This window comes from Dyella agri (assembly GCF_044904705.1).
GTDB lineage: Bacteria > Pseudomonadota > Gammaproteobacteria > Xanthomonadales > Rhodanobacteraceae > Rhodanobacter_A > Rhodanobacter_A agri.
On record NZ_JADIKL010000007.1, the window covers coordinates 24,454 to 38,802 of the forward strand.

General features: G+C 66.0%; 12 protein-coding genes and 1 riboswitch. Of the genes, 10 read left to right on the forward strand and 2 right to left on the reverse strand.

All coding sequences use genetic code 11. The features are described from left to right. Positions 1 to 86: 86 nt before the first annotated feature. The 7 genes from hrcA to ISP14_RS12915 all read left to right on the forward strand — a co-directional run bounded on the left by hrcA (position 87) and on the right by ISP14_RS12915 (position 7,706). On the forward strand, positions 87 to 1,148 hold the full coding sequence (gene hrcA, locus ISP14_RS12885) for a heat-inducible transcriptional repressor HrcA (protein ID WP_404540549.1): 1,062 nt from the start codon (positions 87 to 89) through the stop codon (positions 1,146 to 1,148). A gap of 83 nt (positions 1,149 to 1,231) precedes the next feature. Further along, a complete protein-coding gene (gene grpE / locus ISP14_RS12890; RefSeq protein WP_404540552.1) occupies positions 1,232 to 1,756 on the forward strand; it encodes a nucleotide exchange factor GrpE in 525 nt (174 codons plus the stop codon). Positions 1,757 to 1,869: 113 nt separating this feature from the next. Next, complete coding sequence (dnaK, locus tag ISP14_RS12895) at positions 1,870 to 3,789, forward strand: molecular chaperone DnaK (RefSeq protein ID WP_404540555.1); 1,920 nt, start codon at positions 1,870 to 1,872, stop codon at positions 3,787 to 3,789. Between the two features lie 65 nt (positions 3,790 to 3,854). Next, positions 3,855 to 4,433: a TMEM175 family protein gene (locus ISP14_RS12900; RefSeq protein ID WP_404540558.1), complete on the forward strand. Its 579-nt coding sequence runs from the start codon at positions 3,855 to 3,857 to the stop codon at positions 4,431 to 4,433. After that, on the forward strand, positions 4,430 to 5,551 hold the full coding sequence (gene dnaJ, locus ISP14_RS12905; protein WP_404540559.1) for a molecular chaperone DnaJ: 1,122 nt from the start codon (positions 4,430 to 4,432) through the stop codon (positions 5,549 to 5,551). Before ISP14_RS12900 ends, dnaJ begins: the two co-directional genes overlap by 4 nt. 93 nt (positions 5,552 to 5,644) lie before the next feature. Then, complete coding sequence (gene dapB, locus ISP14_RS12910) at positions 5,645 to 6,442, forward strand: 4-hydroxy-tetrahydrodipicolinate reductase (RefSeq protein WP_404540561.1); 798 nt, start codon at positions 5,645 to 5,647, stop codon at positions 6,440 to 6,442. Positions 6,443 to 6,485: 43 nt separating this feature from the next. After that, positions 6,486 to 6,679, forward strand: a riboswitch (yybP-ykoY riboswitch). 19 nt (positions 6,680 to 6,698) lie between these two features. Then, complete coding sequence (locus ISP14_RS12915; protein ID WP_404540564.1) at positions 6,699 to 7,706, forward strand: sodium:calcium antiporter; 1,008 nt, start codon at positions 6,699 to 6,701, stop codon at positions 7,704 to 7,706. A 29-nt stretch (positions 7,707 to 7,735) separates the two neighbouring features. Here ISP14_RS12915 and ISP14_RS12920 read toward each other — a convergent pair whose 3' ends face one another. Next, the gene (locus ISP14_RS12920; protein ID WP_404540567.1) at positions 7,736 to 8,488 is read right to left on the reverse strand and encodes a tetratricopeptide repeat protein; all 753 of its coding nucleotides are present in this window, start codon (positions 8,486 to 8,488) and stop codon (positions 7,736 to 7,738) included. Positions 8,489 to 8,555: 67 nt separating this feature from the next. Further along, entirely contained in the window at positions 8,556 to 9,251 is a 696-nt protein-coding gene (locus ISP14_RS12925; protein WP_404540570.1) for a 2OG-Fe(II) oxygenase, read from the reverse strand. 211 nt (positions 9,252 to 9,462) lie between these two features. Here ISP14_RS12925 and carA point away from each other — a divergent pair, with 211 nt between their 5' ends. Genes carA through greA form a run of 3 tightly spaced genes read left to right on the forward strand, consistent with a single transcriptional unit; the run spans position 9,463 to position 14,295 of the window. Then, positions 9,463 to 10,590 (forward strand): glutamine-hydrolyzing carbamoyl-phosphate synthase small subunit, encoded by a 1,128-nt coding sequence (gene carA, locus ISP14_RS12930; protein WP_404540574.1) that lies wholly within the window; start codon positions 9,463 to 9,465, stop codon positions 10,588 to 10,590. Between the two features lies 1 nt (position 10,591). Beyond that, complete coding sequence (gene carB, locus ISP14_RS12935) at positions 10,592 to 13,819, forward strand: carbamoyl-phosphate synthase large subunit (RefSeq protein WP_404540577.1); 3,228 nt, start codon at positions 10,592 to 10,594, stop codon at positions 13,817 to 13,819. Continuing rightward, positions 13,816 to 14,295: a transcription elongation factor GreA gene (gene greA, locus ISP14_RS12940; protein ID WP_404540581.1), complete on the forward strand. Its 480-nt coding sequence runs from the start codon at positions 13,816 to 13,818 to the stop codon at positions 14,293 to 14,295. The genes carB and greA overlap by 4 nt, the downstream gene beginning before the upstream one ends. Positions 14,296 to 14,349 lie beyond the last annotated feature (54 nt).

Here is a 14,349-nt window from a genome sequence, read left to right on the forward strand (position 1 = left end):
AGGCCAGCCGCTACAATGCGGCGCATGGCTTGCGTCGCGGGCCCGCAGACCTTATCTCTTTGTCGTCTCATTGGTTGCTACAGCGCATGCCTCCTTTCCTCGACCACGAACTCGACGCGCGCACGCGGCGTCTGCTGCGCAGCCTGATCGCGCAGTACCTGGTCGACGGCGAACCGGTTGGCTCGCGTACGCTGTCGCGGTCGTCGGGGCTGGACGTGAGCCCGGCGACGATCCGCAACATCATGGCCGACCTGGAAGAGGCCGGTCTGGTCGCCTCGCCGCATACCTCGGCCGGACGCATCCCCACGCCGCGCGGCCTGCGCCTGTTCGTGGACAGCTTGATCGAGTTGCAGCCCTTGCCGCACGAGGAAATGGCCCGTCTGCAGCGCGAATTGCCGCCGGGGCAGGCGTCCACGCGCGACCTGCTCGGCAATGCCTCGACCTTGCTGTCGGCGATGACCCATTTCGCCGGCGTGGTGACGGTTCCGCGGCAGGCGGACTTCCCGCTGCGCCATATCGATTTCGTGCAGCTGCCCGACGCGCGGGTGCTGGTGATCCTGGTGTTTTCCGACAACCAGGTGCAGAACCGCGTGGTGCAGCTGGCTAAGCCGCTGGACGGACGCGAGCTGGAACAGGCGGCCAACTACATCAACACCCACTTCGCGGGCCTGCGGGTGGACGACATCCGCGCGCACCTGCTGGCGGAACTGCGCGCGGCGGGCAGCGAACTGAACCGGTTGGTGGCTTCGGCCACCGAGCTGGCCACCGCTTCGTTCGCGCCGCAGGCTGGCGGCGACGACGTGCTGGTGAGTGGCCAGACCAATCTGATGGGCTATGCCGAACTGGCCGACTTGCAGCGCCTGCGCGAACTGTTCGAGGCGTTCCAGCAGAAGAACGAGCTGTTGCAGCTGATGGAAGTGTGCGCGCGCGCGCCTGGCGTGCGGCTGTTCATCGGCGAGGAATCGGGCTTCGCGGCGCTGGACGGTTGCAGCGTGGTCACCGCCAGCTATGGTGTGCAGGGACGCGTGCTGGGCGCGGTAGGCGTGATCGGTCCTACGCGCATGGCCTACGAGCGGGTGATTCCGGTAGTGCAGGCCACTGCCGGCCTGCTCAGCGATGCCTTGAATCGCGCCGCGACGGCCTCATAAAACGCCGCGGGAGGCGGGGTTGCCCGCAGGTTTTTGACCGGTCGGCGGCGTATGCCGGCCACGGACGAGGTTTGGAGTCACACATGCAGAACAACGACCAGCACCCGGCACCCGACGCCGATGCCGCCAGCGAGGCGATCCATGCCGATCTGGAGGCGCTCAAGGCCCGCGTGGCCGAGCTGGAGGCCAGCAATACCGAGTTGCGCGAGACCGTGCTGCGTGAGAAGGCCGAGATCGAGAACCAGCGTCGACGCCTGCACCGCGACCTGGAGCAGGCCCGCCGTTTCGCCAACGAAAAGCTGCTGAACGAGCTGCTGCCGGTGTTCGACGGTCTGGAAAGCGGCCTGGCGGTGGAGACCACGGATGTGGCGGCAATGCGCGAAGGCCTGGGGCTCACCCTGAAATCGCTGCTCAAGATGGGCGAGAACCATGGTCTGGCGCAGGTCGATCCGCTGGGCCAGCCGCTGGACCCTGAGCGTCACCACGCGGTGAGCATGGTCGAGGCGCCCGGCGCGGCGGCCGGCACCGTGGTCAGCGTGCTGCAGAAGGGCTATGTGCTAAACGATCGCCTGCTGCGCCCGGCGCTGGTCGCCGTGGCGCGCGACTGAACTGCGTCGTTCGGCAATTCGGCACGCTACCGGCATTGATACGCCGGGTGCGGGCCCCATCTGACAAGTCATTGTGCGGCCGTGGCGCCGCTTGAAGATTCGGGAGCTAACACATGGGCAAGATCATCGGCATCGACCTGGGTACCACCAATTCCTGCGTGTCCGTGATGGACGGCAGCACCACCAAGGTCATCGAGAATTCCGAAGGCGATCGCACCACGCCGTCCATCGTCGCCTTCAGCAAGGACGGCGAGGTGCTGGTCGGCGCGCCGGCCAAGCGCCAGGGCGTGACCAACCCCAAGAACACCTTCTATGCGGTGAAGCGCCTGATCGGCCGCAAGTTCACCGACGCCGAAGTGCAGAAGGACATCCACATCGTGCCCTACGCCATTGTCGCCAACGACAACGGTGATGCCTGGGTGGCGACCGCCGACGGCAAGAAGATGGCGCCGCCGGAAGTCTCCGCGAAGGTGCTGATGAAGATGAAGAAGACCGCCGAGGACTATCTCGGCGAGCCGGTCACCGAGGCCGTCATCACGGTGCCCGCCTACTTCAACGACAGCCAGCGCCAGGCCACCAAGGACGCCGGCCGCATCGCCGGCCTGGAAGTGAAGCGCATCATCAACGAGCCGACCGCGGCCGCGCTGGCTTACGGCCTGGACAAGAAAGGCGGCGACCGCAAGATCGCGGTGTACGACCTGGGCGGCGGCACCTTTGACGTCTCGATCATCGAGATCGCCGAAGTGGACGGCGAGAAGCAATTCGAAGTGCTGGCCACCAACGGCGACACCTTCCTCGGTGGCGAAGACTTCGACATGCGCGTGATCGACTACCTGGTCGAGGAGTTCCAGAAGGACCAGGGCATCGACCTGCGCAAGGATCCGCTGGCCCTGCAGCGCCTGAAGGACGCCGCCGAACGCGCCAAGATCGAGCTGTCCTCGTCGCACCAGACCGAGGTGAACCTGCCGTACGTGACGGCCGACGCCTCCGGTCCCAAGCACCTCAACATCAAGCTCACCCGCGCCAAGCTGGAAGCGCTGGTGGAAGACCTGGTCAAGCGCACCATCGAACCCTGCCGCACCGCGCTCAACGACGCCGGCCTGCGCGTGTCCGACATCGACGAGGTGATCCTGGTCGGCGGTCAGACCCGCATGCCCAAGGTGCAGGAGTCGGTGAAGGACTTCTTCGGCAAGGAGCCGCGCAAGGACGTCAACCCGGATGAGGCCGTCGCTGTGGGCGCCGCGATCCAGGGCGGTGTGCTGGGCGGTTCGGTCAAGGATGTGCTGCTGCTCGACGTCACCCCGCTGTCGCTGGGCATCGAGACCATGGGCGGCGTGATGACCAAGCTGATCGAGAAGAACACCACCGTGCCGACCAAGGCGGCGCAGACGTTCTCCACCGCCGACGACAACCAGACCGCAGTGACCGTGCACGTGCTGCAGGGCGAGCGCGAGCGCGCCAGCGCGAACAAGTCGCTGGGCAAGTTCGACCTGCAGGGCATCGAGCCGGCGCCGCGCGGCATGCCGCAGATCGAGGTGACCTTCGACATCGACGCCAACGGCATCCTGCACGTGTCGGCCAAGGACAAGAAGACCGGCAAGGAACAGAAGATCGAGATCAAGGCCGGTTCGGGCCTCTCCGAGGAGGAGATCGCCCGCATGGTGGCCGACGCCGAGGCGAACAAGGAAGAAGACAAGAAGTTCCACGAGCTGGTGGGCACCCGCAACAAGGCCGACCAGCTGGTGCACGCCACCCGCAGCGCACTGAAGGAACACGGCGGCAAGGTCGGTGCGCAGATCGGCAGCATCGAAGAGGCGCTGTCCGAACTGGAGAAGGTCAAGGACGGCGACGACAAGGCGCTGATCGAGGCCAAGATCGCCAAGCTGGAGCAGGCCGCGCAGGCGCTGCAGGCCGCGGCCCAGGGCCAGGGCGGCCCGGCCGATGCTGGCGCGCAGGCTGGCCCGCACGGCTCGGCCCAGCCCGACGACGTGGTGGATGCCGAGTTCACCGAAGTGAAGGACGACAAGAAGTAAGGCTGTCTTGACCCGAAACGGGCGTCGCGCGAGCGGCGCTCGTTTTCCTGTTTGTAGGGGAAGCAATGGACAAGGGGCGTCTGGAAGCCTTCAGCGACGGCGTGATGGCCATCATCATCACCATCATGGTGCTGGAGCTGAAGGTGCCGCACGGAGCCGACTGGAGCGTACTGGCCGCGCAGTGGCCGGTGTTCCTCAGCTACGTCCTGAGCTTTGTCTACGTGGGCATCTACTGGAACAATCATCATCACTTCCTGCATGCCGCACAGAAGGTCAACGGCGCCTCGTTGTGGGCGAACCTGCACCTGCTGTTCTGGCTGTCGCTGATGCCGGTGACGACGGGCTGGATGGGCGAGAACCAGTTCGCCCCGCTGCCGGTGGCGGTGTACGGTTTCGTGCTGCTGATGTGCGCGCTGGCCTGGCAGCCGTTCCAGCGCAGCCTGATCGCTGCCAATGGTGGCAAGGCTTCGCTGCTGGCCCAGGCGGTGGGCGCGGACTGGAAAGGTTGGCTGGCCGCCGCCATGTATCTGTCGGGCATCCTGCTGGCCTTCGTGGCGCCGTGGGTGTCCTGTGTTTTCTATGCCACGGTGGCAGCGATCTGGTTCATTCCTGATCGGCGCATCGAATCGCGGATCAAGCAATGAGCAAGCGTGACTACTACGAAATCCTGGGTGTCGAGCGAACGGTCACCGAGGTCGAGCTGAAGAAGTCCTTTCGCCGGCTGGCGATGAAGTACCACCCGGACCGCTGTCCGGACGATCCCCACGCACAGGAGAAGTTCAAGGAGGCCAAGGAGGCCTACGAAGTGCTCTCCGACGCACAGAAGCGTGGCATGTACGACCAGTACGGTCATGCCGCCTTCGAGGGCGGCATGGGCGGCCGTGGTGGCGGCGGCTTCGGCGACATGGGCGATATTTTCGGCGACATTTTCGGCGATATCTTCGGCGGTGGCCGCAGCCGTCAGCCGCGTCGCGGCGCCGACCTGCGCTATCTCATGGAGCTTGATCTCGAAGAGGCCGTGTTCGGCGTCGAGAGGAAGATCGAGATTCCCACCCAGGTCAATTGCCACCACTGCAATGGCAGCGGCTCGGCCGACGGCAAGACCGTGCAGTGCAAGACCTGCCATGGCCATGGCCGCGTGCGCATGCAGAATGGCATTTTCTCGATCCAGCAGGCCTGCCCGCATTGCGGCGGCGCCGGCCAGACGATCGAGAAGCCCTGCAAGCAGTGCCATGGCGAGGGGCGGCTGGAGGAAACCCGCACGCTGTCGGTGAAGATTCCCGCCGGCGTGGACAACGGCGACCGCATCCGCCTCACCGGCCAGGGCGAGGCCGGTCCGGCTGGCGCACCTGCCGGTGATCTTTACGTGGAAGTACATGTGCGCGAGCACCGCATCTTCCAGCGCGAGGGCAACGATCTTTATTGCGAAGTGCCGATCCGCTTCTCGCAGGCGGCGCTGGGCGCGGAACTGCCGGTGCCCACGCTGGAAGGCGAGGTGCCGATCAGCATTCCGCCGGAGACGCAGACCGGACAGAGCTTCCGCTTGCGCGGACGCGGCGTGAAATCCGTGCGCAGCGGTCGCGCCGGCGATTTGATCTGCCGTGTGGTGGTGGAGACCCCGGTGCGCCTCACCAAACAGCAGCGCGAGCTGCTGGAACAGCTCGAAGCCAGCTTCAACGCCGGCAAGGTCGAGGAGCACATGCCGCGCGCGAAGAACTGGGTCGACGGCGTGAAGCAGTTCTGGTCGCGGGTGACTTCGTAACCGGCGGGAACATGCACGGGCGCCAGGCTGGCGCCCATCCGGCATCCTGCTACTCTCGCGCGGTTTGTCCTGCCGCATACCTGGATGCTTGCCATGACCACATCTCCGATCCGTCTCGCCATCAATGGCGCTTCCGGCCGCATGGGGCAGGCCCTGCTGTCGTTGCTGCGCAAAGACGCCCGTTTCGAACTGGCGTACACGGTGGTGTCGCAAGGTTCGTCGCATGACGGCGAGCCGGTGTGGCTGGGACACGCCCTGCATCACGCACACGATTGGTCGCGGTCGCCCGCGATCGACGTGATGATCGATTTCAGCGGGCCGGCCGGCCTCGCGGCGGCGCTGGACCATTGCCTGGCGCACGGCATCCCCCTGGTGACCGGCACGACCGGACTCGATGCAGCGCTGCAGGCGCGGCTGGACGCGGCCGGCGCGCATATCGCTTTGCTGCGCGCGGCGAACTTCAGCCTGGGCGTGGCGCTGCTCACGCGATTGCTGCGCGAAGCCGCTGCCGCGCTGCCGGATTGGGATCTGGAGATTGTCGAAGCCCATCACGGCCGCAAGCAGGATGCGCCTTCAGGCACCGCGCTGGCGCTGGGGCAAGCCGCCGCGGCAGCGCGCGACACCACGCTGGACGCCGCGGCGGTCTACAGCCGCGAAGGGCTTACCGGAGAACGCGTCCCCGGCAGCATCGGCTTCGCGGTGGTACGCGGCGGGGACATTGTGGGCGAACACCAGGCGCTGCTGATCGGACCGGGCGAGCGGCTGGAGCTCGGACACCGCGCCACCGACCGCGCCATCTTCGCGCGCGGCGCATTGCAGGCCGCGTACTGGCTGGTCGGACGTGCGGCAGGGCATTGGCGATTGGAAGACGTACTCGCATCACCCGGCTGAACCCGTTCGGCTTGCCACGACGAATGGCGGCCGCTAGCATCGCCAGCTTGTCATTGGGGAGTAGCCAGCCTCGTCCCCAGAGGCGTTCGCATCAACAGACTTGGTCGTCGTTTCTGACGCCATGGTGCGAACAGCAGGCGCCGCGACACTGCGGCGCCTTGCCCGGCGAGACCTTTGGCCAGCGACACCTCACCCGGCCGGGCGAGCAGTGCCGTTGCGCCATCGGTCGTCCTGTTCGCCCGGCCCCGTGCATGCCATGTTGCTGACCTCCTGCTTGTTCCTCATCTCGGCCGGCGCGATTTATCTCGCCTGCGAATACTTCGTCAATGGCATCGAGTGGCTGGGCCAGAAGCTCAGGCTGGGCGCGACCGCCACGGGCACGGTGCTGGCGGCATTCGGTACGGCCTTGCCAGAGAGCGCTGTGACGTTCGTGGCGGTGATCTTCGGCAAGAACCCGGCGGCGCGCGACATCGGCGTGGGTGCCGCGATGGGTGGGCCGCTGGTACTGGCCACCGTTGCCTACGCGGTGGTTGGCATCGCGCTCTGGTACAACCGCCGCCGCTTGCAGCGTGCCGACCGGCTGGTGCGGGTCGACCACCAGAGGCTGGCGCGCGACCAGTCGTGGTTCCTCGCGATCTTTGCGGTCAAGGTGGGGCTCGGCCTGGTGGCATTCGCGCTAAAGCCGTGGCTGGGCGTGCTGTTCCTGCTTGCCTACGCGCTGTACGTGTGGCGCGAAGTGCGCAGCGGCGACAGTGCGCCGGAAGAGGAAACGCTGGAACCGCTCAAGCTGTGCCCGCGGCAGGCCGAGCCCGCCATGCGCTGGGTGTTGGCACAAACGACGGCCGCGCTCGCGGTGATCGCCGTGGCCTCGCGGGTGTTCGTGGGGCAGCTGGAGGCGATCGGTGAGGCCTTTGCGCTGCCGCCGCACCTGGTGGCGCTGGTGCTGAGTCCGGTGGCTACCGAATTGCCGGAGACGCTCAATGCGTTGATCTGGGTGCGCCAGGGCAAGGAGCGGCTGGCACTGGCCAACATCTCGGGCGCGATGATGATCCAGGCGACCATCCCCAGCGCACTGGCGATCTTCGCCACGCCCTGGCTGTTCGATGCACCGCTGCTCGTCTCCGGCGTGCTCACCGCGGCCGCCATCGTCTACCTGTGGTGGCTGTTCCGGCGCGGTCGCGTGGATGCGCGCTGGCTGCTGCCGGTCGGCCTGCTGTACGGCGTGTTCGCGGCGTTCGCGGCTTGGCACTTCACGGCAGGCTGAGCAGGTTCCGCCTCGCCTGCCGCTGCTGGTCAGCCTTGCGGCAGGCGGGCAAGCTCGGCCTGCGCGGCCTTTAGCCACTCTTTTTCCTTGCGGCGGTAATAGCCGGGCATCAACTTGGCACGCGCGAGCAGGCTGGTCAGTACCTCGCGTGCCTCGGCATGCCGCTGTTGACGCGCGAGCAGCACGGCGTAGCGGAGGCGGCCTTCTTCGCCGGGATAGCTGTCAGCCAGGACCTGGTACTCATCGAGCGCCCGGTCCGTTTCGCCGAGGGCCTCGAGGCTGCGTGCATAGAGCAGGTGGCCGTCGGTGGAGCGAAAGTTCGGATTGGCGGCGATCAGCTCGTCCAGCGTTTGGCGCGTACCAGCAAAATCGCCAAGTCCTGCTTGCGCCTGGGCCTTGCCGAGCATGAAATCCGGCGAGGTGGCATACATGCCACTGAGCAGGCCGTCGAAGAGTTCCAGTGCGTTGGCGTAATCGCCGGATTGAAGGCATTCTTCGGCGAGGTGGCGGCGGTTTTCCACCGTGTTGCTCAATTGAATCCGGCCCTGCAATTCACGGCGACGTCGTTGCGGATCGATGACTGAGATGGCCTTGCTGGCGACTTTACGCCCGCGTGGATCGTTGCGCAGGTCGGGCAGGATGGCTACCAGGGCGTACACGGCGATGGCCAGGTAAGAGCCGATGATGATGAGCACGATCCAGTAGAGCGGTCGGCCGGTGCGGATGACATGCACGGCGCACACCACCTGCAGCGCGATGGACAGGAAAAAGAGCAGAGGCACGCATTCCCCTCGGTTGCGTTGACCTGGATTTCCGGATGCTAAAGCAGGTGGCCGGGAATGGGGAAGTTCAGTCCGGATGCGCCGCGTTGCGGTCGCGGCTGGCGCCGTAGCGCGTGTCCAACTTGCCGAACAGTTTCTTGAACAGCCGGGAGAACTTGCCGCGCTTGGTCTTGCGCAGTTTTTCCTCTTCGCTGGTGAGCCACGCTACCTGGATCACCCGACGCTCGCCCTCGTAGGGCAGATGGCCGTGGAAGGAGTTGTCGCAGCGCTTGAACACCGCGAACTCGCCGTACAGCGGCGGCAGCTCGGGTGCCACCGTGGCGTCGATGTCGTCGATCTTTTCGAGGAAGCGCAGGCAGCCGTCGCTGGTGTCGGGCCACTGCGGATTGAGGTAGAGCAGGGCGGTGGCCACCTTGGATTTGCTGTCGGTGTGGATGGTGCCGTGGCGCCTGTTCAGCAGCCGGCACAGCGTCACCAGGGTGGGGTACTGGCCGAGGTCGGCGATACCCAACCGTTGGCCGATCAGGCCCGCGAAGGCCGGTGCGGTGAGCTGTTCGACCAGGGCATTGACCGAAGGTCCGCAGTCGGCCGGGTCCCAGGGAAAGAAGCCTGCGCTGGGATAGCGCGGAAAGTCGCGGTCCAGGTCGCCGCGCGCCTCGTCGGGCAATTGGCCGTGGGCGACCATGAACGGGAATGGTGCTTGCCGCACCAAGGTGTCCGGACGTTCGAGACGGGCGGGATCGAGCAGGGCGTCCGGACTCATGCTGGGCTTCATTCCCTTGGAAACATGGCTCCAGTGTAGCGCCGTGGGGCGATACGAAAGCTGACGAGTGGGCGTTTTTTGCCTCGATCGAAGTGGACAGCAAGCGTCGCGGCGCCTATCATTGCCACCCGCCCGAATGCCCTCCCTTCCAAGGTTCTCAAGCCTGCCTCGTGCGGCTTGCGGACCTTGCTGCACCCGAAAGGCGGTTCCCATGTCTATCCCCGCTCTGCTTGCCCTCGAAGACGGCAGCGTATTCCACGGCCACGCTGTGGGCGCTACCGGCGAAACCGTCGGCGAGGTGGTTTTCAACACCGCCATGACCGGTTACCAGGAGATCCTCACCGATCCCTCGTATTCCCGGCAGATTGTCACCCTGACTTACCCGCACATCGGCAACACCGGCTGCAACGCCGAGGATGCCGAGTCCACCGCGGTCCACGCCGCCGGCCTGATCGTGCGCGACGTACCGCGCCGGGCCAGCAACTGGCGCAGCACCGAGAGCCTGCCTGACTACCTCAAGCGCCACGGCATCGTCGCCATCGCCGGCATCGATACCCGCCGGCTGACCTGCATCCTGCGCGACAAGGGCGCTCTGAACGGCTGCCTGGTGGCCGGCGAGGCCATCGACGCCGAGGCGGCGCTGGCCAAGGCTCGCGCGTTCCCGGGCCTGAACGGCATGGATCTGGCCAAGGTGGTCAGCGTGACCAAGCCGTACAGCTGGAACGAGGGCGTCTACGACCTCGACCGCACAGCCTTCAATCAGCCGGCCCGGCACTTCAAGGTCGTGGCCTACGACTACGGCGCGAAGCAGAACATCCTGCGGCTGCTGGCCGAGCAAGGCTGCGACATCACCGTGGTACCGGCACAGACGCCGGCCGCCGAAGTGCTCGCAATGAAGCCGGATGGCTTGTTCCTGTCCAACGGACCCGGCGACCCGGCAGCCTGCGACTACGCGGTCGAAGCCACCAAGCAGTTCCTCGCGGCGAAGATCCCGCTGTTCGGCATCTGCCTCGGCCACCAGATCATGGGCCTGGCGCTGGGCGCGAAGACGCTGAAGATGAAGTTCGGCCACCACGGCGCCAACCATCCGGTGAAGGACTTGGACGATGGCCGTGTGCTGATCACGTCGCAGAACCATGGCTTCGCGGTCGATCCGACCACGCTGCCGGCAAACGTGCGGGTCACCCACCAGTCGCTGTTCGACGGTTCGCTGCAGGGCTTCGCGCTCACCGACCGCCCGGCGTTCTGCTTCCAAGGCCACCCGGAAGCGAGTCCCGGACCGCACGACATCGGCTATCTCTTCGACCGTTTCGCCAAGCTGATGCAGGAGGCCCGCTGAGATGGCCAAGCGTACCGACATCAAGAGCATCCTCATCATCGGCGCCGGCCCGATCGTCATCGGCCAGGCCTGCGAGTTCGACTACTCCGGCGCGCAAGCCTGCAAGGCGCTGAAGGAAGAGGGCTACCGCGTCATCCTGGTGAACTCCAACCCCGCCACGATCATGACCGACCCGGAGACGGCCGACGCCGTCTACATCGAGCCGATCAACTGGCAGACGGTGGAGCGCATCATCGCGAAGGAGCGCCCGGACGCCGTGCTGCCCACCATGGGCGGCCAGACCGGCCTCAACTGCGCGCTCGACCTCGCCGACAACGGCGTGCTCGAGAAGTACAACGTCGAGCTGATCGGCGCTTCGCGCGAAGCCATTCGCATGGCGGAAGACCGCGAGCTGTTCCGCATCGCCATGAAGGACATCGGGCTGGAGTGCCCCAAGGCCGAAGTCGCCAAGACCTTCGAGCAGGCGCTGGAGATCCAGACCAAGGTCGGCTTCCCGACCATCATCCGCCCAAGCTTCACGCTGGGTGGGTCGGGCGGCGGCATCGCCTACAACAAGGAAGAGTTCGAGGAGATCGCCAAGCGCGGCCTCGATCTCTCGCCCGTGCATGAAATCCTGGTCGAGGAATCGGTGCTGGGCTGGAAGGAATTCGAGATGGAAGTGGTCCGCGACAAGGCGGACAACTGCATCATCGTCTGCTCGATCGAAAACCTCGATCCGATGGGCGTGCACACCGGCGACTCGATCACCGTCGCGCCGGCGCAGACCCTCACCGACAAGGAATACCAGCGCCTGCGCGATGCCTCGATCGCGGTGCTGCGCAAGATCGGCGTGGATACCGGCGGTTCCAACGTGCAGTTCGGCATCAATGCCGAGGACGGCCGCGTGGTGGTGATCGAGATGAATCCGCGCGTGTCGCGCTCTTCGGCGCTGGCCTCCAAGGCCACCGGCTTCCCGATCGCCAAGATCGCGGCCAAGCTGGCTGTGGGCTACACGCTCGATGAACTCAAGAACGACATCACCGGCGGCCTGACCCCGGCCTCGTTCGAGCCGACCATCGACTACGTGGTCACCAAGATTCCCCGGTTTGCGTTCGAGAAGTTCCCGGCGGCCGACGCGCGCCTCACCACCCAGATGAAGTCGGTGGGCGAGGTGATGGCGATGGGCCGCACCTTCCACGAATCGCTGCAGAAGGCGCTGCGCGGACTGGAGATCGGCAAGACCGGCCTGAATCCGACCGGGCTGGATATCAGCACCGAGACGGGCCTGGCCACGCTCAAGCGCGAGCTGCGCGAACCGCGTCCCGATCGTGTGTTCCATCTTGCCGACGCCTTCCGCGCCGGCCTCACGCTGGACGAGGTGTACAAGCTCAGCCGCGTCGATCCCTGGTTCCTCGCCGCGTTCGAGGACATCGTGCTGACCGAGGCGGAAGTGAAGTCGCAAGGCCTCACCGCGCTCGACGGCCCGCGCCTGCGCGAACTCAAGCGCATGGGCTTCTCCGATGCGCGCCTGGCCGAGCTGACCGGCACCGACGAAGCTGCCGTGCGCCACCTGCGCCGCACGCTGGGCGTGCGCCCGGTGTACAAGCGGGTGGATTCCTGCGCGGCCGAATTCGCCACCACCACCGCCTACATGTACTCGACCTACGAGGAAGAGTGCGAGGCCAACCCGACCGATCGCGACAAGATCATCGTGCTGGGCGGCGGGCCGAACCGTATCGGCCAGGGCATCGAGTTCGACTACTGCTGCGTGCACGCGGCGCTGGCGCTGCGCGAGGACGGGTTCGAGACCATCATGGTCAACTGCAACCCGGAAACCGTGTCGACGGACTACGACACCTCCGACCGCCTGTACTTCGAGCCGCTGACCCTGGAAGACGTGCTGGAGATCGTCGACCTCGAAAAGCCCAAGGGCGTGATCGTGCAGTACGGCGGCCAGACCCCGCTGAAGCTGGCGCGTGCGCTGGAAGCCGCCGGCGCGCCGGTCATCGGCACCTCGCCGGATTCGATCGACCTCGCCGAGGACCGCGAGCGCTTCCAGAAGATGATCACCAAGCTGGGCCTGACCCAGCCGCCGAACCGCACCGCACGCAATGCCGACGAGGCGCTGGCGCTGGCGCGCGAGATCGGCTATCCGCTGGTGGTGCGTCCGAGCTACGTGCTGGGCGGCCGCGCGATGGAAGTGGTGTACGACGACGCGGATCTCTCGCGCTACATCCGCGAAGCGGTGCAGGTGTCGAACGATTCACCGGTGCTGCTGGACCGCTTCCTTGACCATGCGGTCGAGGTGGATGTGGACATCATCGCCGACACCGAGGGCAACGTGCTGGTCGGCGGCATCATGGAACACATCGAGGAGGCCGGCGTGCATTCGGGCGATTCGTCCTGCTCGCTGCCACCGTATTCGCTGTCGGCGTCCGTCCAGGACGAGCTGCGCCGTCAGGTGGCGCTGATGGCGAAGGAGCTGAAGGTGGTCGGCCTGATGAACACCCAGTTCGCGATCCAGGGCGACACGGTGTTCATCCTCGAAGTGAATCCGCGCGCCTCGCGCACGGTGCCGTTCGTGTCCAAGGCCACCGGCGTACCGCTTGCCAAGATCGCCGCGCGCGCGATGGCCGGCCGTTCGCTGATCGACCAGGGCACGACCAGGGAAGTGATCCCGAGCTACTACTCGGTGAAGGAAGCGATCTTCCCGTTCCTGAAGTTCCAGAACGTAGACCCGATCCTCGGCCCCGAGATGCGCTCCACCGGCGAGGTGATGGGCGTCGGCCGCAGCTTCGGCGCCGCCTTCGCACGCGGCCACGATGCCGCCGGCATCAAGACGCCGCCGAAGGGCAAGGTGTTCGTGTCGGTGCGCGACGCCGACAAGGATCGCCTGTTGCCGGTGGCGCGCGAAGTGCTGGAGAAGGGCTTCAGCCTGGTCGCCACCGAAGGCACGGCCAGGTACCTGGCCGAGCACGGCGTGACCTGCGAGCGCATCAACAAGGTGATCGAAGGCCGTCCGCACATCGTCGATCTGATCAAGAACGGCGAGATCGTCTATATCGTCAACACCACCGAAGGCAAGCAGGCGATCGCCGACTCGTTCTCGATCCGGCGCGAGGCGCTGCAGCAGCGCGTCACCTATTCCACCACCGTCGCGGGCGCGCGTGCGCTGGTCCATTCGCTGGATTTCCACGGTAGCGAGGACGTGCACAGCCTGCAGGAACTGCACAAGGAGCTGAACGCATGAGCGCGCGTGCCCCCATCACCAAGGTCGGCTCGGAACGCCTGCGGACCGAGCTGGATCGCCTGAAGTCGGAGGAGCGCCCGCGCATCATTGCGGCTATCGCCGAGGCTCGCGCGCATGGCGATCTCAAGGAAAACGCCGAGTACCACGCCGCGCGCGAGCTGCAGAGCTTCATCGAGGGGCGCATCGCCCAGCTGGAGGCGCTGCTTTCCACCGCCCAGGTGATCGACGTGTCGCGGCTCACCCCCGGCAGCAAGGTGGTGTTCGGCGCCGTGGTGGACCTGGCGGACGAGGACAGCGGCGCCGAGGTGACCTACCAGATCGTGGGCGACCTCGAGGCCGATATCAAGCAAGGCCTGATCGCGGTGTCCTCGCCGATTGCGCGCGCCCTGATCGGCAAAAGCGAAGGCGACAGCTTCGAGTTCAACGCACCGAACGGCGTGAAGCGCTACGAGATCACCGGCGTGCGTTATTCATGATCTGATGCGAGACTGTCCGTCGTACTGATCGACGGACAGCCTGCGGTTACAGCG